The sequence below is a fragment of the Psychrobacter sp. AntiMn-1 genome (assembly GCF_001854065.1).
Taxonomy (GTDB): domain Bacteria; phylum Pseudomonadota; class Gammaproteobacteria; order Pseudomonadales; family Moraxellaceae; genus Psychrobacter; species Psychrobacter pacificensis.
The window spans coordinates 1,038,527-1,062,124 of sequence record NZ_CP012969.1; the positions used below are offsets into that span (position 1 = coordinate 1,038,527).

The 23,598-nt window shown below is 43.7% G+C and carries 18 protein-coding genes and 1 pseudogene; 9 read left to right on the forward strand and 10 right to left on the reverse strand.

Annotation, left to right across the window (positions count from 1 at the left end):
• Window positions 1-33: 33 nt before the first annotated feature.
• Window positions 34-1,641, reverse strand: a complete 1,608-nt coding sequence (locus AOT82_RS04260) for an inorganic phosphate transporter (RefSeq protein WP_071001953.1) — start codon at window positions 1,639-1,641, stop codon at window positions 34-36.
• 640 nt (window positions 1,642-2,281) lie between these two features.
• Window positions 2,282-3,970 carry an ATPase gene (locus AOT82_RS04265; protein ID WP_071001954.1) on the reverse strand — a complete coding sequence of 563 codons (1,689 nt, stop codon included), beginning with the start codon at window positions 3,968-3,970 and terminating at the stop codon, window positions 2,282-2,284.
• Between the two features lie 338 nt (window positions 3,971-4,308).
• Here AOT82_RS04265 and AOT82_RS04270 point away from each other — a divergent pair, with 338 nt between their 5' ends.
• From AOT82_RS04270 to AOT82_RS04290, 5 genes and pseudogenes are all read left to right on the forward strand, one after another.
• Window positions 4,309-5,013 (forward strand): FFLEELY motif protein, encoded by a 705-nt coding sequence (locus AOT82_RS04270; protein WP_071001955.1) that lies wholly within the window; start codon window positions 4,309-4,311, stop codon window positions 5,011-5,013.
• Between the two features lie 84 nt (window positions 5,014-5,097).
• On the forward strand, window positions 5,098-6,147 hold the full coding sequence (gene ubiE, locus AOT82_RS04275; RefSeq protein ID WP_071001956.1) for a bifunctional demethylmenaquinone methyltransferase/2-methoxy-6-polyprenyl-1,4-benzoquinol methylase UbiE: 1,050 nt from the start codon (window positions 5,098-5,100) through the stop codon (window positions 6,145-6,147).
• 80 nt (window positions 6,148-6,227) lie between these two features.
• Complete coding sequence (locus AOT82_RS04280) at window positions 6,228-6,932, forward strand: ubiquinone biosynthesis accessory factor UbiJ (protein WP_071001957.1); 705 nt, start codon at window positions 6,228-6,230, stop codon at window positions 6,930-6,932.
• Window positions 6,933-7,050: 118 nt separating this feature from the next.
• Window positions 7,051-8,709 (forward strand): ABC1 kinase family protein, encoded by a 1,659-nt coding sequence (locus AOT82_RS04285; protein ID WP_071001958.1) that lies wholly within the window; start codon window positions 7,051-7,053, stop codon window positions 8,707-8,709.
• A 93-nt stretch (window positions 8,710-8,802) separates the two neighbouring features.
• Window positions 8,803-9,420, forward strand: a pseudogene (locus AOT82_RS04290) (FAD-binding oxidoreductase); the annotation flags it as partial.
• An 88-nt stretch (window positions 9,421-9,508) separates the two neighbouring features.
• Here AOT82_RS04290 and ruvB read toward each other — a convergent pair.
• From ruvB to AOT82_RS04315, 5 genes are all read right to left on the reverse strand, one after another.
• The gene (gene ruvB / locus AOT82_RS04295) at window positions 9,509-10,489 is read right to left on the reverse strand and encodes a Holliday junction branch migration DNA helicase RuvB (protein ID WP_071003652.1); all 981 of its coding nucleotides are present in this window, start codon (window positions 10,487-10,489) and stop codon (window positions 9,509-9,511) included.
• Window positions 10,490-10,668: 179 nt separating this feature from the next.
• A complete protein-coding gene (gene ruvA / locus AOT82_RS04300) occupies window positions 10,669-11,289 on the reverse strand; it encodes a Holliday junction branch migration protein RuvA (protein WP_071001959.1) in 621 nt (206 codons plus the stop codon).
• A gap of 99 nt (window positions 11,290-11,388) precedes the next feature.
• Entirely contained in the window at window positions 11,389-12,426 is a 1,038-nt protein-coding gene (fba, locus tag AOT82_RS04305) for a class II fructose-bisphosphate aldolase (RefSeq protein WP_071001960.1), read from the reverse strand.
• Window positions 12,427-12,804: 378 nt separating this feature from the next.
• Window positions 12,805-13,191: a hypothetical protein gene (locus AOT82_RS04310; RefSeq protein ID WP_071001961.1), complete on the reverse strand. Its 387-nt coding sequence runs from the start codon at window positions 13,189-13,191 to the stop codon at window positions 12,805-12,807.
• 254 nt (window positions 13,192-13,445) lie between these two features.
• Window positions 13,446-14,660, reverse strand: coding sequence for a phosphoglycerate kinase (locus tag AOT82_RS04315; protein ID WP_071001962.1), 1,215 nt, complete (start codon window positions 14,658-14,660; stop codon window positions 13,446-13,448).
• Window positions 14,661-15,102: 442 nt separating this feature from the next.
• Between AOT82_RS04315 and AOT82_RS04320 the strand changes: the two genes are divergently transcribed.
• Entirely contained in the window at window positions 15,103-15,432 is a 330-nt protein-coding gene (locus AOT82_RS04320) for a TraR/DksA family transcriptional regulator (protein ID WP_058025902.1), read from the forward strand.
• A 26-nt stretch (window positions 15,433-15,458) separates the two neighbouring features.
• On the opposite strand, the gene AOT82_RS04325 is transcribed toward AOT82_RS04320, so the two are convergent.
• A complete protein-coding gene (locus tag AOT82_RS04325; protein ID WP_071001963.1) occupies window positions 15,459-16,130 on the reverse strand; it encodes a thiamine phosphate synthase in 672 nt (223 codons plus the stop codon).
• 87 nt (window positions 16,131-16,217) lie between these two features.
• A complete protein-coding gene (locus AOT82_RS04330; RefSeq protein WP_071001964.1) occupies window positions 16,218-17,294 on the reverse strand; it encodes a serine hydrolase in 1,077 nt (358 codons plus the stop codon).
• 434 nt (window positions 17,295-17,728) lie between these two features.
• On the opposite strand from AOT82_RS04330, the gene AOT82_RS04335 reads away from it, so the two are divergent.
• From AOT82_RS04335 to AOT82_RS04345, 3 genes are all read left to right on the forward strand, one after another.
• Window positions 17,729-18,364, forward strand: coding sequence for a response regulator (locus AOT82_RS04335; RefSeq protein ID WP_058025905.1), 636 nt, complete (start codon window positions 17,729-17,731; stop codon window positions 18,362-18,364).
• 36 nt (window positions 18,365-18,400) lie between these two features.
• Entirely contained in the window at window positions 18,401-20,152 is a 1,752-nt protein-coding gene (locus AOT82_RS04340) for a sensor histidine kinase (protein ID WP_071001965.1), read from the forward strand.
• A gap of 171 nt (window positions 20,153-20,323) precedes the next feature.
• Window positions 20,324-22,030, forward strand: a complete 1,707-nt coding sequence (locus tag AOT82_RS04345) for a sigma-54-dependent transcriptional regulator (protein ID WP_071001966.1) — start codon at window positions 20,324-20,326, stop codon at window positions 22,028-22,030.
• An 82-nt stretch (window positions 22,031-22,112) separates the two neighbouring features.
• Here the strand turns inward: AOT82_RS04345 and AOT82_RS04350 are convergent, their stop codons facing one another.
• Window positions 22,113-23,507: a S41 family peptidase gene (locus AOT82_RS04350; RefSeq protein ID WP_071003653.1), complete on the reverse strand. Its 1,395-nt coding sequence runs from the start codon at window positions 23,505-23,507 to the stop codon at window positions 22,113-22,115.
• Between the last annotated feature and the right edge of the window lie 91 nt (window positions 23,508-23,598).

Genomic DNA, 23,598 nt, shown 5'->3' on the forward strand with positions numbered 1-23,598 from the left:
TAAGCTTTAGTGCAGAGCTCTAGCGCCTTAAGATTAAAAAATATTGCTCAATACAATATAGCTGATTGCTGATAGACCAGCAGCAACTGGCAAGGTGATGACCCATGCCAAACCGATTGGTTTCATGAGCGCCCAATTGGTATCTTTATTGACCATACCAATACCCAATACAGCCCCAACCAAGGTATGCGTGCTTGATACAGGAAGACCCATCGTTGATGCGCCCATAACGACAGCAGCAGCGGCCAGCTCAGCTGAGAATCCAGAAGCTGGATGCATCTTCGCTAGATTGGTACCGACAGTTTGAATGACTTCTTTACCGATAAACCAAAGACCAACAATCAGTGCCACACCAAAAGTCAGCATAACAGCAGGTGGTACAGCCGCTTCGGTCGAGATGCTATTGGTACGAATGACATCCATAATCGCAGCAAAAGGACCAACCGCGTTGGCAATATCGTTTGAGCCGTGACTAAAAGCAAATGCTGACGCGGTAAAGACCTGCATCCAGCTAAACATAATAAAGGTGGCTTTGGTCAGATCCTCTTTGTGCTTGCCGCGGATACTCTTAGTATAAATATAAGTCGCAAGCCATACTAACGCTGCTATCATCCCCATGATTAAAAAGCCTTGCAGCGTCGTCATACCGTTATTGACGTTTTTCAAACCTTTAAAGATAACCAAGGAGGCCATCACTGCACCGCCCGCAGCCGCAATAATAGGCACCCATTGCTTCAATGCTTTTAAGGTATCGAGGTTGCTGCGCTCGTTTTCAAGCTTATAAAGTTCTTTGTAATAATCCGTCTCTAAATCTTCAACCAAGCAATCATCATCTTTATAGATTTCTTGATCTCGTAGCATCGCTGACGTATAAGCCAACTGCTCTGACTCGGTTAGACCATCCAAAAACTCTTTATGGTTTTGCTTTAATACTTTTTTATTGGCTTTTAGCTCAGCAATATGCGCTTCTGTTCTATCATTATATTCAATGATATTTTTATTGATTTGGCCATATAGTAGATAAGACAAAACGCCGCCTAGTAACGGTGATAGAACCCAAGAGATAGCGATAGTGCCAATCTTGCTCCAACTTACCGTTGATAACGCCATTTCAGTACCACCTAACGTGATACCCAACACGATGGAGCTACCCACCACGCCGCCAATAATCGCATGGGTGGTCGACACTGGCAGACCTTTTTTGGTAGCAAATAACAACCAAAACGCAGCAGCAAACAACGCTGAGAGCATGACATAAATAAACTGGTTGGGCTCGACTGAGAGGCCGTCTAAATCGACAATACCGCTTCGGATGGTATCGGTTACTTCACCACCTGCCAGTACGGCGCCCGACACCTCAAATATCGCTGCGATACCCAATGCTTGCGGGATAGTCAGCGTTCCTGCACCCACTGAAGTACCAAAGGAGTTGGCGACATCGTTACCACCGATATTGAATGCCATAAAGACACCAAACGCGGTCGCTATAATAAACAGCGTCGTTTGCTGACGCATGGTGTAATCTAAACCCCACCACAAAAAGTAGATGGTCATCGCAATCAATAAAATGGCAAAAAATAGATTTACTTTCGTAGAGCCGACTGATTGGGTTGGCCCTGTAGAACTGTTGCTAATACCCATACGTTAATACGTCCTGCGTAAGCTGATTGAAATTATATGCGATTAGTAACATTGCGCAGCCATACATGTGAGTTTTAAAACCACACACTAAAGTAGCATGATGATAAATGCGCAACGTGCTTTTTAAACAATGAATGCTAAACGATAATGTTTAGCGGATTTTGCTGCCGTACCTTAGAATCATTCATCTATGCTTGATTCAGGGCGTTGATAGGCTTCTCTGTAAAAACACATCACATATCAAAAAGCCGCAAAGTATATTGCCCAATCATTTGATTACAGCATCTTGCGGCTTATCTTTCTGGTGATGTTACGGTCTTTATCAGTACATTTTTTATCAATAAAGTGTTTATCAATACTTAGATACGGCGATAATGTCTTTTAAATATCTGTACCCATCATAAAATATGCATCTGTCAGCACATTTTATGACAGGGTAAAGACAATTGCGGCCCTATTATATTAAATATAATCACATAATGCATAATGATATTGCAAGATTTGTAACTGTGAGCGTGTCCACAGAACTCATCCTTTATCAATGACAGATTAAATTTCGTATGTTTCCCTAAGCAAAATTGGGAAAAAATGGTTTTTTAAAAGTATAAATAACCTGTAAATCTTAGTTATTTTGTGATAGCTATTTGCCATCAGATGCTTCCGATAACTGCTGTATCGCATGATCTAAGACGTCTAAACGCGCTTGTCGCTTTTCATTGGTCGCGATAATACACCATGGCGCTGTTTTTGTATCGGTGCGTGCCAGCATATCTGCTGCAGATTGCACGTAATCTGACCATTTATCACGATTGCGCCAATCATCATCAGTGAGTTTGAATTGCTTGTGCGGTGTGTCTTTACGAGCTTCAAAACGCTTGAGTTGCTCTTTTTTATCAATCGCCAACCAGTATTTAATGACCAACGTTCCAGCTGTTGTTAAGTCGGATTCAAAACGGTTGATTTCATCATACGCGCGTTGCCACTCCTCATCGGTGGCAAACCCCTCAACACGCTCAACCAATACTCTGCCATACCAAGTGCGATCGAAGATAGCGATACGGCTAACACGGTTGGTTTGTTCATTGGGCAGTTTGGTCCAAAAGCGCCATAAATAAGGGTGCTGAGTCTCGTATAACATTGGTGCGCCAATATTGTAAATTTGATATTCACGTGGATCGAGTGCGGCAACTAGCCTTTTGATTGCGCCTCCTTTCCCAGCCGCATCCATGCCCTCAAAGGCAAAGACAACATGACGACCTTGACGCGCCCGTAGTAATTCAGCGAGACGTGTTTGCTTCTTTGCCAAAGCATCATTATATTCAGACTTACTGATCTTTGAATCATCAATATTGGTCAAGCTTTTCGGTATCTTTACCGGTTCAAACGGCGCCTGTTCAACTTTTGGTTTGGATTTTTTTGTCTTGGACGGTGGTTTTTTTTCTGCAGATTCAGTTGTACTGGTACGACTACTAACGAGCGCCATTTGCATCGCATGTAAGACTTCATGACAAAAATCATCAGCCGCTGCCGATTTATCATCACCATCAATGATGATCCAGTCATCTTGTTGCCGTAAGAGAGTGGCTGCAACCTCATTAAATTTTTCGATCACTGTTTTGCTGTTCCAGTCAATTTGATACAAAAACTGCGGATCAGCCTTACTATCTTGTAGACGGCTATGCAGTGTTTCCATATCCACATGGAACCAGCATTTCAGTAGCCGAGTGTGATTGGCTATAAGATCCTGCTCAAATGCTTTGAGCTCAGCTAACTGCTGCTGTAAATAGGCTTGCCATTTCGCAATAGGAAGCGCATTTTTATCGATATGTTTTTGATTTTTTGACTGCTTCTTTTTATCTTCTTTATCTTCATTATTTGATGTTGCTATGCGCATGACGTTGTATAACAAGTCAGCATACCAATTACCAAAATAAACCATCACATCGCCATGGCGCGGCATCGCGCCGGTATGAACTTGCCAAATAGGCTGATAGCTTAGCGGCGCATGGCCGACGGTTGCCTCAACTTTAAGCAATCTTGGATCGACCCATTGCCTCAATTGCTTAACAGCGGTACCCTTGCCTGCCTGCTCCATCCCATTAACGAGTACCAGCAGCCCCGTTGGTTTATTGAGCGTTGGCGGTGTCTGTTGCCGGGTGGCTCTTAGCGCATACTGCGCCGTAACCAAGGCGAGCCTAAGGGCATCCTTGTCCATAGAAAACTGACTCAAAGGATTGGGCGTTAGGCGCTCCTCGACGACTTGCTCACTAAACTGCGAACTGACCGCTTGTGGTGCCTCTGGTTCAGTAGTATCATTTTTTTGGGACATGATTGGACTCACTGTTATTGTTATTGAATGATATTGTTATTACACTGCTTTGCCATTGAACAATATTAGATACTCTCGCTCGGCAGACTCTTTTTGACACTGCGTTTTATGCTAGAGTAATTTCATAAAGCTATTTCATCATAGCATTGCGCCAATCGAGTAAATAATATTGCTATGTAACAGTTTGGCATTTGTATTCTCATTTATTTTCTTTTATGGTGAACACAATTTTTAATACTTGCTAAAATAGCTATTCAAAAGCCTATGCGGTTAAACAACCACAATAACGCTGCCTCAAATTTTCAATATTATCTATTTTTATTATAGGATTTACTGCCATGACCGCTCTAGCCGACTTGCAACAGCATTTGACACGTTTTTGGGCTCTGCCTCACCATGAAAATGACGTATTGAGAGCCAAGCTCAACGAAGTACAAACATGGCAACAAGTACGTATCCGTCACACCCATCGTGCTCTGTTTGAACAACCCAAAAACCAGCTAATGGCAGATTATTTTTTAACGAAGCTATATGGTGGTGATGAGTTCGAGATACTAGCAAAACAACTGGCCCGTATCCTGCCAAAAGCCAAAAAACTAGAACGTCTTGCCAAAGAGTCTGCATTAGAGGCTGGCAGCATGGGTATTCAAGCAGCAATTTTGGCCATTGAGCTGGATCTACATTTGGCTGAGTGGCTACTCGATCAAAACTTACCAGTGAACGCAGACAATATGCTAGCTGCCTACCGTGCGGTTGATGAGGAAGCTGAACGCCGAGTACAGATTGCCAACCTAAAAGACGTTTGTTACCGCACTGACAAACACTTAAATACCTTTATGCTCAAAAAGGCCTTTGCATTGGCAAAAAGTGCTGCTTATCGCAGCAATTACCAGCCACTTTATGATTTCATCGACGCAGGCTTCAAAGCTATGAAACCTTTAAGTAGTGTAAGCAGTTTTATTGAACCGTTTTGTGAACGTGAACTGCTAATTGTTGATGAAGTACATAATGGCGGTAAGCCAGTAGGGTTTGGTGTATCATAGAATCAATACGCTAAATAGCCAATTAATTCTTGGCATATCTCAGGCTGTACATAGCCTAATAAAAACAAATCTTAGGATAATGTGATGACCGACACATCAAGTAATAACAACGCTCATTTGCAGAACAAATTGGTAAAAGACAGTATCGATCACAACCAAGATATCAGCGCGCAAATATTACGCGCGCAGACAGCTGCATCTAATAAAGATAACAGCAATAATGACTTTACTAAAGTCCAAGACCTACCAACTGGAACGCCACAAGGCCAACAAACGACTATGCCAAATACCGAAAAACCAACCAGCACGGATACTTCAGTACGCACAGAAAGGCAAGCGCTTTTCAATCAGCGTGATGATATCAATAACCCACATACGCCTGAAACTGATGGCAATGAGCAAACTCACTTTGGCTATAAGACGGTCAACAAAGCCGAAAAACAAGCACGTGTGGCTGATGTATTCACCTCTGTCGCCAAAAAATACGACATCATGAATGATTTCATGTCATTTGGTATTCATCGTCTATGGAAGCGCTACGCCATTAGCCTATCAGGGGTTCGTGCCGGTCAGCATGTACTCGATATCGCGGGCGGTACAGGCGACTTAGCCAAAGTATTCAGCCGTGAAGTCGGTAGAAATGGCCATGTTGTATTATCTGATATCAATGCTGCCATGCTAGAAGTGGGCCGCGAGCGCTTAATCAATGCTGGCTGCAATAACGTTGATTTTATATTGGCGAACGCTGAGACGTTGGCACCATTTGATGACAACAGCTTTGATTTGGTCACCATCAGCTTTGGTTTACGTAATGTCACCGACAAAGATGCAGCGCTGCGTGCGATGTACCGTGTCCTAAAGCCGGGTGGTCGCTTATTGATTTTAGAATTCTCAAAGCCCGTGTTTGAGCCATTATCTAAAGCATATGACTTGTATTCATTCACAGCGCTGCCAATGATGGGCAAGCTGATTGCTAATGATTCTGAAAGCTATCAATACTTGGCAGAGTCGATTCGCATGCATCCTGATCAGCAGACGCTCAAACAGATGATGCAACAAGCAGGATTTGAGAACTGTGATTATCATAACTTGACTGCTGGCATTGTCGCTGTACATCGTGGCTTTAAAGCGTAAAGTACGATTAGCAATACTATATTAAACCAAACATACTACGCGCTGACTCAAAGGCGCTCACTTAATGATGCGAGAGCCTTATGCTGACTGTCTTACTATTGGCTGGTGCCGAAAAGCTGATTAACATTGCTATTGCGAGTGACGAGATTACCAAGGCAGGGTTAGCGCCGCTTGCTGGTAAAGTACTGCGTCTCAACATGGGTATGCCTGACATTCATTTGGACGTGTTGTTCACTCATGAACGGTTGCGTTTTGAGCCAGTCACGACAGACAGTGTCTTTGAGCCAAGTGGTCAGATGAATGAGCGCCAAAAAGCCAGTATGGAGCGCGCCCGTTTTGGTCATAGCCGTCCGGACTGTACCATTACAGTCGATAATCCAGCGCAGCTACTCAATCTGATGCGCGGCGCGGAGGGTAACTTACCAATCGCGGGCGATTACAAAATACTGATGCAGCTCAAACAGCTGGTGGCTGGCTTCGATCCTGATTTGGCTGGGCAGCTTGAGCCATTAATCGGCAAACCAATGGCCAGTCAATTACATCTTCTTATCTCTCAGCTTAAAGGTAGCTGGCGTCATAGTGCCAAACGTGCATTTGATGATGTCAGCGATTGGGCTAATGATGTGGCAGGCAATAGCGCGCCTGACCCTATTGAGGTCGCTGAAGTCAACGATCTCAAACAGCAGATTCTAAAGTTGCGTGCTGATGTCGAACGTGAAGAGGCCAAACTTGCGGCTATCAAAGCAGAGCAAGCACTTTCCCACAATAACTCGTTTCACCAGTAGTTTGTTTTATTAGTAGCTTGTCTTATCAATGATGAGCACACGCTATTACTGATAGCATTGTCTATAATGACGCATAGCGCCTACCCTATTTTCGTTTTTGTCCAGAGTACCCAATCCCATGCTATTATCTCACCGCGCCCGTCTACTAGAGCTTTGGCGTATCGCCGCAACTTATCGCCTTGATACCCATTTATCTGTCGAAGAAGCGCCGCAACTGCAACCTTTAGCACGCTTAATTCGTACGCATCCAGCAGCATGGGGTAAAAAGCATCAGCCAAATGGAATCAAGTACGCGCTTGAAGAGATGGGTACACTGTTTCTCAAATTGGGTCAATTACTCTCAACGCGTCGCGACTTGGTACCGCCTGAGATTATCGCTCAGTTAGTACAGCTACAGGATAAAGTTAAACCTTTCGACGCTGATATTGCTGTCGCTCAAATTGAGCATCCAAAACATGGCCTCGGTCAGTCCATCGATACATTGTTTGCACGATTTGATATTAAACCACTAGCGGCAGCCTCTATCGCCCAAGTCCATACTGCAGCTCTGCATGATGGGCGTGAAGTGGTGGTTAAAGTCGTGCGTCCTGATATTCGCACGGTGATTGTCTCTGATTTTGAATTATTGCGAGAACTGGCAAGTTGGGCATCGGCGCGTATCGAAGCGGCGCGTGCTGTTCATATCATCGATATTGTTGAAGACTATCGACAAGTAATGCTCAATGAGCTGGATTTGACCCTTGAGGCGGACAACACTACCCAGATGCGCAATAACTTCTTGGGTTCAGCATTGATGTATGTGCCTGAAGTATATGATGCTGCCAAAAACGTGATGGTCATGGAGCGTATCCAAGGCGTTCCCATCTCACAAGTTGAGGTGTTTGATCAGTTGGGTTATGACCGTGCCGCGCTTGCAGAGAAAGGCTTGACGATATTTTTCACCCAAGTCTTTCGGGATAACTTTTTTCATGCTGATATGCATCCGGGCAATGTGTTTGTTGAGACGCCACCTGTCAAAACATTACATGCAGATATGGCAGCGGTTGATTTGGGTCATCAGCCACGCTATATCGGGCTTGATTGTGCCATCATGGGTACCCTGTCAAAAGATGATCAGCTTATCGTGGCACGTATGTTACTTGCAGTCATGAATAACAACTTTACCGCGGTCGTCGACATCGTTAGCCGTGCAGGTTGGATACCACCAAATGCTGATAAACATGCGCTGATGCGTGATATGAAGCGTACCGTAGGCCCCATGCTACAAAAATCAATCAACGATATCGATTTTGCTGGTGTGCTGATGCAGATTTTAGACATTGCTCGTCGCCATCATATGAGTATCCCGCCGCAGCTGATGCTATTACTCAAAACCTTGGTACATGTAGAAGGGCTCGGTCGTGACCTCTATCCTGATCTTGATATCTGGTCACTTGCCAAACCAATCTTGAGTAGCTGGATTAAAGAGCAGTTAGACCCGATGCGTAACTTACAACAGTTGCGCCAACAGTTACCTGAGCTACTCTTGTCTACTACCGACATTCCAAAGCTACTGGATCAAGGGCTACAAAGCCTTGCCTCACAAGGCTCACGGCAAGACAGCCAACTGCGTGAAATACAACAAATACGCGCCGATATGCTCAACGACCGTCGCCGCGACTGGTTGGCATTGGCAGGATTCGGAATCAATATTGGCATTGCGACTCAAGTAGGCTGGTTTGCACCTTTCTTTTATTTGTTAGCTATTGTGGTGGTCATTTGGCGTATCCTAGCTTAATTACCATAGGACAAATTCCTGTCAATGACACATATTAAATAGATATTGAATATGCTTTAATGCTAAATAGTCGCATTATCTATAGGATTCATCATGTCATCACTACCATTGTCACAGACTCATAATACTATCAAGCCAGATCATAGCTTGGCTATTACAGCCTTACAGGAACGTTTTGGCAAACAACTGAGTGTGAATTCGACAGTGCGTGAGCAGCATGGCCATACAATGACGTGGCTCACCAATCAGCCACCAGATGCAGTATTAACGGTACAGGACAAACAGGAAGTAGCAGCGGCGGTCGAGATTTGTAATCAGTATGAGATGCCAGTGATTGCTTTTGGTATCGGTTCATCTTTGGAAGGCCAGCTCAATGCACCTTATGGTGAGTTATGCATCGACATGCACGCAATGAATGCCATTTTGCAGGTTCATAATGAAGATTTGACCGTTACCGTTCAGCCTGGCGTGACGCGTGAGCAACTGAACCATTATCTGCGCGATGCAGGGCTGTTTTTTCCGATAGATCCCGGCGCCAATGCCAGTATCGTTGGTATGGTCGCCACTCGTGCGTCGGGCACCAATGCGGTACGCTACGGTACCATGAAAGATGTGGTACTCGCACTAGAAGTCGTGACCGCAAGTGGCGATATCGTAAGAACAGGCACACGAGCCAAAAAATCTGCCGCAGGCTATGATTTAACACGGCTGAAATCAAAACATACATAGAGTCAAAGCAATAATCAAAAAAAATGCGCCTGCTTTTAATTAGAAGCAGGCGCATTTTTAATGCTCATTGTCATAACATTTGATCAATTGCCATCTGTGTTAGCACCCGTCCACGAGCAGTACGCAATACATACCCTTGTTGAATAAGGTAAGGCTCAATCACGTCCTCAAGCGTACCTCTATCCTCAGCCATTGCCGCTGCCACGGCTTCGACCCCAGCAGGACCACCATCAAAGCGCTCGTGTAATATCTCTATATAGCGTCTGTCTAGATGATCGAGTCCTCGTCTGTCCACTGCCAACATATCTAGCGCACTACCTGCAATCGCACCATTGATACTACCATCGCCTTTTACCTCAGCATAATCACGCACACGGCGTAACAGGCGGTTAGCAATCCTTGGTGTACCGCGTGCACGGCGGGCAATCTCTATAGCGCCATCCTCACTCATTGGTACACGCATCAAACGTGCTGCTCGGCTCACAATTGTTGTGAGATCCGCAATATTATAGAACTCTAAACGCTGGACAATACCAAAACGATCACGCAGCGGTGAGGTCAATAGCCCTGCTCTGGTAGTTGCTGCCACCAATGTAAACGGTGGCAGGTCAAGTTTAATAGAACGTGCGGCAGGCCCTTCACCAATCATAATATCCAGCTGAAAATCTTCCATCGCTGGATAGAGTATCTCTTCAATGACCGAGCTCAAACGGTGGATCTCATCAATAAATAATACATCACCCTCTTCCAGATTGGTCAGCATAGCAGCCAAATCCCCTGGACGTTCAAGCACAGGCCCTGAGGTAGAGCGCAGATTACCCCCCATTTCACGAGCAATGATATTGGCAAGGGTCGTTTTACCCAGCCCTGGTGGACCAAATATCAGCGTATGATCTAAGGCTTCATCACGGCCTCTCGCCGCACCGATGAACACCTCCATTTGCTCACGTACCACTGGCTGACCAATATACTCAGCCAATAATGCTGGTCGAATATTGGCATCAGGTGCATCATTTGCGCCTTCTAGCGGATTAATTAAGCGATCTTGCATCATAGAATTTATCATTATATTAAAAAATTAGGTAATAAATAGCATAACCAAACGCTGCGCATAAGTCATGCAAAACCTCATAAAGTAGAGGCCAAAACGAAAATAAGCGACACTCAATGTCGCTTATCTGTTAAATGCACTATTTTGTTATTATCGATAGATAACTTTGGAACGTGAGCTTAAAAACCAGATAGCTGTTGCAATGTGGCTTTTAACAACCCCTGAGTGTCTACAAAGGTGTCACCCTTACTTTTAGCCGCTTTGATGGCGAGCTGAGCTTCTTTTTCTTTGTAGCCCAAGCTAATCAGTGCCCCTTCTACTTCAGCAATGATACTGCCGTCGTGAGAAACAGCGGTTTGCTGAGGCATGAGCTCAAACGAACCGTTGTCCACTTCGATATTCTTTAGCTTATCTTTTAGCTCGATAAGTAAACGTTGCGCCGTCTTTTTACCAATACCCGGTATGCGCGTCAATGCCGCCTCTGACTCTTGCTCAACATGCATTTTTAGCTCAGCCGCTGACATTGCAGACAGCATCGCTAGCGCCATTTTTGCCCCAACGCCATTGATCTTAATCAATTGGCGAAAGACATCGCGCTCTTTACGGTCAATAAAACCATAGAGCAGTTGCGCATCCTCACGTACATGAAAATGTGTCCAAATACTCGCCTGCTCGTTAAGGTGCAATTGACAAAATGACGGCAATGGCAGCTCGATATCATAACCCACACCAGCGGTTGTCATGATACAAGCCGTTGGCGCCATTAAGTATTGCACCTGTCCGGTAATCAATCCAATCATCACTCACCTCTGTTGGTTATTATAAAGTTAAGTCCGCTGCCATTCATTATGCAAGACCACCTTTCACTAGCATATTCTATTGATTATATACGCCTAGCCTTATTGGTAAAAATCGACCATGCCTTCGAGGCTAATTGGACGAATTTTATGCGCTTGACCAGCGGAACCAAACGCTTCAAAACGATTGGTGCAGATGTCTGACATCGCGACCATAGAGGCTTTGAAGTATTTACGTGGATCGAATTCGCTTGGATTATTTGCCAAGAACTCACGGATAGCGCCTGTTGATGCTAGACGCAGATCGGTATCGATATTTACTTTACGCACACCATGCTTGATCGCTTCTACGATCTGCTCAACCGGTACACCATACGTTTCGCCAATATCACCGCCGTTTTCATTGATGACTTTTAGCCATTCTTGCGGCACTGATGAAGAGCCATGCATGACAAGATGGGTGTTAGGGATACGGGCATGAATCTCTTTTACACGCTCAATCGACAAAATATCGCCTGTCGGTGGACGCGTGAATTTGTAAGCACCGTGACTCGTACCGATAGCAATCGCTAGCGCGTCAACATTGGTGTCTTTTACAAATTGCTCAGCTTCATCAGCACTGGTCAAAAGCTGCTCGTGATCTAATACGCCTTCTGCGCCAGAGCCATCTTCTTCGCCTGCCATACCGGTCTCAAGGCTACCTAGGCAACCGATTTCGCCTTCTACAGAGACACCGCACGCATGTGCCATTTTGACCACTTCACGAGTGACGCTGGCATTGTAATCATAATCCATTGGCGTTTTGCCATCTTCACCAAGTGAGCCGTCCATCATAACTGATGAGAAACCAAGCTGAATCGAGCGCTGGCAGATAGCTGGTGACATACCGTGATCTTGATGCATCACCACTGGAATGTGTGGCCATTCTTCGATAGCAGCAATAATCAAATGACGCAAAAATGCCGACCCTGCATAGTTACGTGCGCCCGCACTGGCTTGAACAATAACAGGTGAATCACAAGCATCCGCAGCCATCATGATTGCGCGCATTTGCTCTAAGTTATTGACGTTAAAGGCAGGAACACCGTAGTTGTGTTCAGCGGCATGATCTAGAAGTTGACGTAAGGATATTAGGGCCATAAGACGCTCTCTGATTGGATTTTGAATAGTATTTTAAATGCAGCTTTGTAACAATCATTCCGCTATCTGCTCGACCATACTGACTGTATATATATCAGTCAAAGTCTGACTCATTTGGGATATGATTATCACGCGGTGATTATAGCAAAAATTGTGCTGTCTTCGTAGCAGTTGCCTGACTATTTGTCAGTCTAATCAGTCTCTTTCTCTCATTGGTGTCTACGACAACTGAACCATTTTATCTATCATACTCATAGCACAGAACGCAAAAAGCCTTGGCAATCACCAAGGCTTTTCTAGTATTTCGAGGCTTATAGAGCAATGACTATGATAGTGGATGACTTATAATAGTATCCAAAAAGTCAGTCATTTAATTGCTTAGTACTGTTGCTCTGCATCAACTGCAACATCGTTAGCACCATCAGCAACAGCATTGGCACCATCGGCAACTGCTTCAGCAGTATTTTCAACTGCTGTGTTAGTACCTTCAGCGATAGCATCACCAGTGTTCTCTAGAGCCTCTGTTGCAGCTGCACCCGCAGTGTCTGCACTTTCAGCAACTTCAGCACCAGCGTCTTGTGCAGCAGCTTCAGCTTCGGCAGCAGCAGCGTCTACTTCAGCAGCAGCAGCATCAGCGTTTGCAGCAGCATCATCGCCAGCTGACTCAACAGCAGCTTCAGTGTTCTCTTCTGTTTGTTGGCTACATGCAGTAACTGCAAAAGTACCAGCAAGTATGCTAGCAAGTAACAAATGACGTTTTAACATAATAAACCTCTCGTAAATAATGCATGTCAAGATACATGGTCGCGCTATTTTATAGAGTGCGAATGAGACATGCAATAATAATTTTCAGTGTAGAAACAAATAATTACTGCTTAATAATCGATGACTATAAATTTTAGCTATACCGATATAAATAAGCCAAATGAAAGTCAAAATATTATTTTCACAGACTACCTTAGATGTTTACCGTTAGTTGTACGTCTAGTGTTACGAAAATACTGAGTAACGTTAATTAGTTAAGCGTTAATTTGCAACGCAGCAACTGCTGGAAGCACTTTACCTTCTACAAATTCTAAAAATGCACCGCCGCCCGTTGACATATAACTGACGCCATCAGCGACTTGATATTTATCAATAGCCGCCAAGGTATCACCACCACCCGCAATTGAAAAACCGTCGCTGTCTCTTACAGCTGTTGCTAGTATTTGTGTCCCTTGACCAAAAGCATCAACTTCAAAAACACCGACTGGACCATTCCACAAGATGGTTTTTGCATTGATAATAGCATCGGCAAGTTCCTTCGCGCTTTCTGGCGCGATATCCAATATCATGTCGTTATCACCAATAGCATCAACAGACTTGATTGTCGCAATTGCCTTTTGCAATGAACCAGTAAAGTCAGCAAAATCGATGTCGTCTTTATCAGCAACGACCACATACTCAGGTAGTAGTATCTCAGTCTTGGTCATGATATCGCGCGCAGTATCGATCAAATCTGCTTCGTATAGCGACGCGCCCACACTATGCCCTTGCGCCGCTAAGAAAGTATTGGCAATACCGCCACCAACGATAATTTGTGTACAGACTTCAGCTAAGCTATGTAGCACTTCTAACTTGGTAGACACTTTTGAGCCGCCAACAATGGCAAGCATAGGCAGAGCTGGTGTTTCAAGCGCCAGGCTCAAGGCATCAAGCTCAGCTGCCAACAAAGGCCCTGCACAAACAGTTTTTTCTGCTTGACGCATCGCTTGCGTCACGCCTTCTGTTGATGCTTGCGCACGGTGCGCGGTACCAAAGGCATCCATAACAAAGACATCACATAAATCTGCGTACTTCTTCGCTAACGTCGCATCGTTTTTCTTTTCACCATCGTTAAAGCGCACATTCTCTAGTAATACGACTTCGCCAGGTTTTACAGCAGCGCCTTGAGTCAGGTAATCATTATTCAGGCGCACTGGTGACGCTAATTGCGAGCCCAATTTGTCTGTCAAATAATCAGCAACTGGTGCCAATGAATAAATAGACTCAGGATTGCCTTCTGTTGGGCGTCCCAGATGTGAACAAACAATAACAGCAGCACCCTTCTCTAGCGCCATCTCAATAGTAGGTAGACTTGCTTGTAAGCGAGCATCACTGGTGACTTTACCGTCTTTAATAGGGACATTTAAATCTTCTCGGATCAATACCACTTTGTCGGTTAAGTTCAGCTCGCTCATACGCAAAAAATTCATTACCTGCTCCTATGCATCAATATATCTATTAATTTACGATTACTATCATGATTGATATGACGGATAATTTTTTAACTATCATCTACTATATATGCTCTAACAATGAGCCTCATTAGACTGCACACTTGCTATCTTTCTCTGTCTTCATCACTGAGTCTTTATACTAACTATCACACCAAGTTACTGGAACCGATAAGTGAGTAGAAATCAGTGGCGGTGTATTCTATCAGTTTTCTATGAGATGCTCACAAGCAAACTTTCACGATTTTTAAAAACATGAAAATATTGAGTAGGCAATTTTACTCCAGCATTGATAGGAAACGGTTGTAACTGCTAGCTTTGAACTCATTCAATAATCAGTAACATTTCGTGGTGGTACTCAGCAGTCAGGCTCTTTATGATAGAAGCGTTGACAATAACAATAACTTTTTAGGAGAACACAATGAGTATCGACTTAGACACTGCAAAGCAAAATCTATTAAAACTAAAAGATGAGTACGAGTCTCGCATTGACAAAATCGAAGATCATATCCAAAACCCACAAGATGATCTCAATGAGCACTGGGAAGATCAGGCTATATCCTATCGTCAAAATGATATGCGCAAAAATTTAATGAGCGAGGCACGTCAGAGCCTCATCTATGTCGAAAATGCCTTAAGTCGTATCGAAAATGGTACTTATGGCGAGTGCGAGGTTTGCGGTGAACCGATTGAAGAGCAACGTTTAGAAGCGCTGCCCTACGCTACTTTGTGTATGGAACATGCTGAATAGCTAATAAATTTCATCTAGAACACATTTTATACAGCAGGTGTTTTCCATTTAGAAAGTGCCTGCTGCCATTGATAGCAACGCTCGGCGATTTTTTCTACAGGCAAATCCATAATATCGCCTACTACCGCCACAAGCGCAATTGGTATGCCTGCCAGCTCTGAAATATTTTCTGCAGTTAATCCGCCTATCACACATATAGGTATGTCTTGTTGACAGCCTTCAATCAACTTCTGACGCGAGATAATATCAGCATTCGGTTTTGTGGTAGAATTAAATATGGCACCCATCGCAGCGTAGCTTGCGCCATCATCCTTTGCCTCTTTGACTAATTCAATATTCCCATGGCAAGTTCGACCAATTATTTGAGTCGATTCAAGAGACTGCAAAGCATCACCAATTTTGCCATCTGTTTGCCCAAGGTGTACACCAATACCAAGCTTGGCTGCTATTGCAATATCATCATTCATAACGACTGGAACGTCATGTGCTTTGGCCAGCTTAACAATCTGTTTGGCTTCTTCATAAAGCGTTATGTGACCATCTGGCAGACTAAGTGTTTGCTTGCGCCGAATCTGCAACAATGCGATTAGCCCTGTTGATAAGGCGGCATCTAACTTTTGATACAACAATTCAAATTCATCATCATTGGTCAGCAAATATAGCTTGGGTATCGCAGATGAGGTTGATGACTGGTTCATAAGGCAGATCCTTAATCTTAAACTCAACACAATAAAAAGGCTGTTATATGGTATAACAGCCTTTTTTACATATTTAAAACAGCGCGTCTATACGGTACGACGTGTCGCCAAGCTGTTTAGAATGTTTTTAGCATCGCCCCAACGTGTTGCTGAGCTGTTTGCCCCTAGGATGACGATAATTGCAGGGCGATTATTGACTCGCGTTTCCATCACAACACAGCGCCCAGCTTCGTTAATAAAACCTGTTTTTGAGATACCGATTGGGTAATCACCTGCACGAACCAAGCTACTAGTGTTGTTGGCTTTATAAGTGCGATTACCACTTGAGTAGTTTGAAACAAAGAAGTCATAGCTCTTGGTGGTAGAGAAGCGACGAATCACATCGTAGTTGCCAGCAGCACGAACCATTTTTACCAAATCATTCGATGAAGCAACGTTACGCTTATCAAGACCCGTTGGATCACCGAAAAATGCAGTAGTCATACCTAGATCTTGTGCTTTTCTGTTCATCGCACGGATAAAGGCATTGTAGCCGCCTGGATAGTTACGTGCCAAGCTCTTTGCGGCTGGGTTTTCAGACTTCATCAAAGCCATCAATAGCAACTCGGCACGGTTTAAACGATCGCCTGACTTTAAGCGTGAGCTGGCGCGCTTAGGCCCTACAAAGTCTTCTGGATCAAGCGTGATTTCTTCACGCATATCGAGACCTGCATCTAGCACAACCATGGCTGTCATTATTTTAGTAATACTGGCCATAGGACGCGCGATGTCAGCGTCTTTTTCGTAGATAGATTCGCCCGTTTCAGCATCAATCACCGCGACACTGCGCGAGTCTGTACTGATTGGGATCATATCACTGCTACCAAATGCGCCGCGATAAGTCGTATTGTATCGAGCGGTATTGTTACTGCTAGCAAAACTGCTGCTATTTGTAATATTGGTCGTACCATAGCCGTTGTCGACTTTTTTGATAGCAGAGCCACTAGACTTGTACATGATGTTACGCGCTTCAGACAAGCTATCAGCACCGCCCCAACTCAAGCGTGCACTAGAAGCTGTCTCAGTGCTACCATTAATTGTAAGTGCGGCTTGTGCAACACTGCCCAAACTCAATGAAATCATAGCAGCGATCAATTGCTGTTTGGTTAATAGTAGTTGCTTCATTATGCCTCCTGCTGTCGCTATCACGCCAGTTACATACTGCCTGACGCCAAGAACGTACGTAGCGTTTATAGATGTGTTTGTAAGTACTCACATAGAGCTTTTGTATTTTTAGTGTATCATGGTTTACATTTAAGTTTAATCTATCAAACTGATTTAATGATTTTTTTTAGCTTCATTCAAACTTTGATACAACTGATTTATATTTTAGAAACACTGATTAACAATACAGCAATATAACTTAACTTAGAATGTTATGATTCTTTGTACTTTATTATATTAAATGAAGATATTGATACAGCATATTAGCCGTATCCTATGTATTTAAAATAAAAAACTGTATTTAGAATCAAAAAACGGCTGATGCTAACGTTGTTTTTTCTGTTATTTAATCGTTGTAAAAACATTCATTCTGACAAACGATAAAGAGTATGGTTATGATTAAAGTGTTGGTGGTCGATGATCATGATTTAGTACGGATGGGTATTAGCCGTATGTTGTCAGACAGCCCCGATATCGAAGTAGTGGGGGAAGCAGATAGCGGTGATATGGCAATCAAGCAGGCCAAGCAGTTACGTCCTGACGTGGTATTGCTAGATGTCAACATGCCCAATATTGGTGGTCTTGAAGCGACCAAACGCTTGATTCAGCTCGATATGGGTATCAAGATTTTAGCTGTTAGTAGTATGTCTGCACAGCCCTACCCCTCAATGCTCATCAAAGCTGGTGTCAATGGTTATATCACAAAAGGTACGCCGCTTGATGAGATGATACGCGCGGTCAAAAAAATCTATCAAGGTGGTCGCTATTTTAGCCAAGACGTTGCTGAGCAATTGGCGGACGTCTTATTGTCTGATAATGCCAGCTCGCCTTTTGATTTGTTAAGTGATAGAGAAAAGCAAGTGGCTATGATGGTGGTCAATTGCCAAAGCCCGCAGCAGATTGCTGACCAATTATTTGTCAGCGTCAAAACCATCAATACGTATCGCTATCGTATTTATGAAAAAGTTGGCGTTGATAGTGATGTAAAATTAACGCATTTGGCCATTCGCCATGGTTTGATTCAACCATAAGTTGCTTAGTATCTCCTTTGTCATCATGGTCAATTTATGAAACCTGCTGCCACCACCATCATTTCTGCCATCAGTCGCTATTTACACCACGATGATACACTTCCTTTGCCGCAGCTGCGCAGACTAGGCATTATTTACAGCAGTTATCGTTTTGTCGTCAGTATATTTTCTATGTTGATGGTATATATATCTGCACGCGCCGGTGATAGCGCCTCTCTCCCCAGTTTTTTACAGCAAACAGCCCTGAGCTTTTATGTGATGCTGAGCTTGATTTTGCTCGGGCTGTTTTACGTTGTCACAAAGCAGATGCGCCGACAGTTAGCGTTTGGGCTCGTATTAGACGTTATTATATTAAGCTTATTGCTGTATACAGCAGGTGAGCCGGACTTACAACTGACCATGCTCTATATGGTCGTTGTCGCCGCTAGCTTTATGCTATTGCATGGTTCACAAGCGCTAGTTATCACCTTGTTGGCTATTATTTTTGTTATCTATCAGCAGTTTTTTTATGCCATTGCCAATAGTATGAATTTGGCCAATTTGGGTGATGCTTTGCTGATGTCAGCAAGCTTCTTGGCAGTAGGGGGTTTGAGTTGGTCTATCTCACAACGTTTGGTACAGCTTGAGAAAGTTGCACAAAGTCATGCCAAAGAGGTTGAACGACTCAATGTCATCAATCAAGAAGTTATTACACAAATGGTCAATGGTGTGATTGTCATCGATAAACAGAATATCGTCCTTGCAAATCTTGCGGCCCACCAACTGCTCAGTATCACACAAGATTCATCATTGCCTGCATCTAGCACTTCAACCAATATAAAAGAAATGAGAGGCGATACGCCTCATGCCATTCTATCTAACTTTAAACAACAACTTAGCAAACAGCATTCTCAGCTACTCCAAGCTTGCTTGTCAGTGGCAACAGGACAATCGCGTACGTTTACGTACGATGTGCCTGAGGTGGCAAACGCTTCGATATTTGGTAAGCTACGCGTACAAATCATCCCGCTAAAAGATGATAGCAAATTAATCCTATTGGAAGACTTACGCCGTGAGCAGGCCAGCGCCCAACAATTAAAACTGGCGTCGTTAGGACAACTCACTGCCAGTATTGCTCATGAAATTAGAAACCCTCTAGCCGCCATCTCACAAGCCAGCCAACTACTGATGGAAGACTTGACCGAAATTGAGGCAAATGCATCAAATGTCAACATGACGGGCAATCATGAGCTCTATGAAATGATATTTTCACAAACCAAACGCGTCAACCGTATTATTGAAGATATTTTAAAACTGTCTCGTCAGCAAGCGGCCTCTCAGCAAGCCATTGTTTTGGCTGAGTGGATGCCAGTATTTTTGGATAATTATTTTCAAGGGCACGACATTTTTCTGCATCTAAAAACCCAACCAACCATATCATTTGATCCTCACCAGTTAGAACAAATTTTGATTAATTTGATCAACAATGGCTTGCGTTATAGCAGCTATAGCCATCCTCACGCTTACGTAGAAATCGAGATTTACTGTGCAGACAGCGATGTTATAATTGACATATTGGATGATGGTGATGGTATTAAAACTGAGGATTTAAAACATTTGTTTAATCCATTTTTTACAACAGACAAAGCTGGCACGGGCTTGGGACTATATTTATCGCAAGCCTTTTGTGAAGCCAATCAGGCACGTTTGCTCTATATTCCTGAACATGAAAAAACGTGTTTTCGTTTTATTTCGCCTGCTATTGACTCTGAAAATATCTTGCAAGCCGTGGAAGAAAATCTTTATTAATCCCAGTCATAAATCAAAATACTACTTAATCACAAATGTTTGAACATTACCTATTGGTAGCTAATAGCCACCGTACATGATTGATTTACAATTTTTTTTGTAAAAGAAGTTTACCCCTATTTAGACCTAGCTATTAATACTTTGCAGCCATTGAATTTGACGAGATAATGTATGACAACAAGCGCGCTAGTCGTTGATGACGAAGTGGATCTATGCCGATTGATGCAAATCACTTTGACTAAAATGGGCATCAAAAGTGATGTGGCCTATACTTTGGCGCAAGCAAGATCATACTGGCAAGACAATACTTATGATTTTTGCCTCACTGACTTGAAACTACCTGACGGCTCAGGGTTGGAGCTGGTCAAAGAAATCAGCAACAGCTCGAATACACCGATAGCCGTCATCACTGCTCATGGAAGTATGGATCTGGCCATTGAAGCACTGAAGCTTGGTGCTTTTGACTTTGTCAATAAACCACTTGAGCTACCAAGATTACGTCAATTGGTAGAAAACGCTCTAAAGGTTATTCATCAGGATAATGGGGCACAAGCCACGCCTGAATCCTCACCTGAGCAAAAGATGCTGGACGCTAGGCTAATCGGTGATTCTGCGGTCATGCACCCTCTTAAAAACACCATATTAAAATTGGCACGCTCACAAGCGCCTGTTTTTTTATCTGGTGCGTCTGGTACAGGTAAAGAGGTCGTCGCTAGACTGATTCATGATTTAAGTCCGCGACGAGATGGCAGCTTTGTACCAGTAAACTGCGGTGCAATACCTTCTGAGCTGATGGAGTCAGAGTTTTTTGGTCATAAAAAAGGCAGTTTTACAGGGGCTGTGGCTGACAAGCAGGGATTGTTTCAGCAAGCCAATGGCGGTACTTTATTTTTAGATGAGGTGGCAGACTTACCATTAGCGATGCAGGTGAAGCTGTTGCGTGCTATTCAAGAAAAGACCGTGAGGGCTATTGGTGACACCAAAGAAGTACCAGTAGACATCCGCATTTTATCCGCTACTCATAAAGATTTGAGCCGCTTGGTACAGGATGGCGCATTTCGACAAGATTTGTATTATCGTATCAATGTGATTGAGCTTAAGCTACCGACATTGAATGATCGACGTGATGACATCCCTGTATTAGCAGAGCATTTTTTAGCCATGATTTCTGCTGAGTGGCAGCTAGAAATACCCCCATCTCTCACGCGTGAAGCCAGCGAACGTTTGCAGCGTCATGACTTTGCCGGTAACGTTCGTGAACTACGTAATTTACTTGAGCGTGCGGTGACGTTGGCGGAAACTTCGGACATTGATATCAGTCATTTAGGCCTACCTGATGTTAGTCACGACCTTAAAGATACGCAAGCTCACAGCAATGCGCAACAATCTAACCATTACGCAAATGAGCAAAACCAATCTCAACCAACTACCCAAACAATGTCTAAAGCAATAGAAAACCGTGAACAGACTCTTCAATCTGACAGTGAGATAACGGCTGTAAAGCACAAGCAAGAAACAACCAACTTGCACCCTTATCGTACTAATACCCAACACTACCCTTCAATGATACAGCGCTCAGTGCCCAATAATACAGAACCATCAACCAGCTCAAGTGATACGAATGAGAAAGTACCCCTCCATCGTCCTATTCAACCAAAAGAGAATGAGACTACAAGCCTGCAAGAACCGCTTGATGATCAATTGCCAGCCCAAGGGTTGGAGCATTATCTACAGGAACAAGAAAAGCAATTAATCATCACAGCCCTCAAACAAACTGGCTGGAACAAAACCCAAGCAGCAGAACTACTTGGGACGACTTTTCGCTCATTACGTTATCGTATGAAAAAGCTAGAAATTGCAGAAGATCAATCTGAGTAAGTCTTCTATCGGGCCATTGGATTTTTATTTCAGAGATTCAATGGCTGTCTGACGGTATATTGTTAAATCTATCAACAATATACTAATTTGCAGTAGTTTTTCGAATGAAGCGGATGCCAGAATCGAGCGCGCGGGGTTTTAATAAATCCAGCGCCTGCTGCTCCCATGAGCTCTCACTTCCTGACAAAGTAATGTCAGGCTCAACGCCGATGACATCGATCTGCCTGCCTGATGCTGTCATATAGTTAGCTACTGTCAACTTGACTGCTTGCTCGTCATTGAGTGGTATGACTGACTGTACTGAGCCTTTACCATAGCTTACTTCACCGATGATAGTAGCGCGTTTTTGTGCCTGTAAACTACTGGCCAAAACCTCTGCCGCTGATGCCGAGTAGCGATTTTGTAGAACAACCATAGGTAGAGGCTTAAGTATCGCATCCCCTTGGGTGGTTAGTACGCGCGATTCGTCTTGACGTGCTTGTACTTGTACCACATCGGTATCATTCATAAATAAACTGGCAACGCTCACCGCCGATGTAAGAACACCGCCCGGATTGTCACGCAAATCAAGTAAAATACCTGAGATAGGTGCATCTAAATTAATCAAACCTTCCAACAGCTTTTCACGGCTATTGTTCTGGAATGCAGGTAGTTTAACAATCGCAATGCCATCGACGAGTTTTGTCTCGACAATTTGAGGGTGACTGTTATTCCGCTGCAATGTCGTTGTATGCTTACGGCGACCCGCTTTAGAAGTGATGATATCTACTTGGGTACCAGCAATCCCTGTTAATAGCTGCTCAACGTCATTACTTTGCCGATTTTCGTCAAGTTTGAATTCACCAACTTGGTGTAAATAATCGCCCACTGCGATGCCTTTTTTATCTGCAGGCGAATCATCAATAACTTCTGTGATGATCCAATAGCCTACCTCTGGCTCATAAGTAACTTGGATACCGATATCACCTACGTCCCCTTCGGTAAAAGCACGTAGGTTTTCATAGGCCTCCGCATCCAAAAACTCAGCATGGCTATCGAGCTTAGTTAACATACCGCTCATTGCATTATTAAATAACTCCTCATCATTGACCGCGTCAACATACTGACGGCGCACTAAATCAACAACAGCAACAAAGGTCTTTAATGTCTGAGGAGAAATTGCATTCAATGATACTTGCGCAACCTCTGATGGAATACTGGTATCGATATTATCATCATCGTCCATTACCGCACTCTCGTCTGGCATACTGTCTATTGAGTCATATGATTCGTCGGCAGCATTCAGCATCTCAGTATCATCTTCAGCCACTATATCATCGGCATTCAAACTGATAAGCTGTAGGCTTGATGTCGGACTAGCATCATCGACTGAGGGCACTGCTGCTTGCGCGTCCATACTGACAACACACAATCCAAGCAAACCTATTGCTAGACTGAGCTTAAAGCCTATAAACTTGAAGTATACGGGTTTGGACATAATGGTCGCTAGCGACGACTTCATCACTCGTTGGCCTAATTGTTTAGACAAAGATGCGCACACAAAAGAGATAGGATGCATAAAAAACTCA

Coding starts and splice junctions, on each gene's coding strand:
- AOT82_RS04260 (WP_071001953.1), bottom strand. CDS start 1,641: ATGGGTATTAGCAACAGTTCTACAGGGCCAACCCAATCAGTCGGCTCT.
- AOT82_RS04265 (WP_071001954.1), bottom strand. CDS start 3,970: ATGTCCCAAAAAAATGATACTACTGAACCAGAGGCACCACAAGCGGTC.
- AOT82_RS04270 (WP_071001955.1), top strand. CDS start 4,309: ATGACCGCTCTAGCCGACTTGCAACAGCATTTGACACGTTTTTGGGCT.
- ubiE (WP_071001956.1), top strand. CDS start 5,098: ATGACCGACACATCAAGTAATAACAACGCTCATTTGCAGAACAAATTG.
- AOT82_RS04280 (WP_071001957.1), top strand. CDS start 6,228: ATGCTGACTGTCTTACTATTGGCTGGTGCCGAAAAGCTGATTAACATT.
- AOT82_RS04285 (WP_071001958.1), top strand. CDS start 7,051: ATGCTATTATCTCACCGCGCCCGTCTACTAGAGCTTTGGCGTATCGCC.
- ruvB (WP_071003652.1), bottom strand. CDS start 10,489: ATGCAAGATCGCTTAATTAATCCGCTAGAAGGCGCAAATGATGCACCT.
- ruvA (WP_071001959.1), bottom strand. CDS start 11,289: ATGATTGGATTGATTACCGGACAGGTGCAATACTTAATGGCGCCAACG.
- fba (WP_071001960.1), bottom strand. CDS start 12,426: ATGGCCCTAATATCCTTACGTCAACTTCTAGATCATGCCGCTGAACAC.
- AOT82_RS04310 (WP_071001961.1), bottom strand. CDS start 13,191: ATGTTAAAACGTCATTTGTTACTTGCTAGCATACTTGCTGGTACTTTT.
- AOT82_RS04315 (WP_071001962.1), bottom strand. CDS start 14,660: ATGAATTTTTTGCGTATGAGCGAGCTGAACTTAACCGACAAAGTGGTA.
- AOT82_RS04320 (WP_058025902.1), top strand. CDS start 15,103: ATGAGTATCGACTTAGACACTGCAAAGCAAAATCTATTAAAACTAAAA.
- AOT82_RS04325 (WP_071001963.1), bottom strand. CDS start 16,130: ATGAACCAGTCATCAACCTCATCTGCGATACCCAAGCTATATTTGCTG.
- AOT82_RS04330 (WP_071001964.1), bottom strand. CDS start 17,294: ATGAAGCAACTACTATTAACCAAACAGCAATTGATCGCTGCTATGATT.
- AOT82_RS04335 (WP_058025905.1), top strand. CDS start 17,729: ATGATTAAAGTGTTGGTGGTCGATGATCATGATTTAGTACGGATGGGT.
- AOT82_RS04340 (WP_071001965.1), top strand. CDS start 18,401: ATGAAACCTGCTGCCACCACCATCATTTCTGCCATCAGTCGCTATTTA.
- AOT82_RS04345 (WP_071001966.1), top strand. CDS start 20,324: ATGACAACAAGCGCGCTAGTCGTTGATGACGAAGTGGATCTATGCCGA.
- AOT82_RS04350 (WP_071003653.1), bottom strand. CDS start 23,507: ATGTCCAAACCCGTATACTTCAAGTTTATAGGCTTTAAGCTCAGTCTA.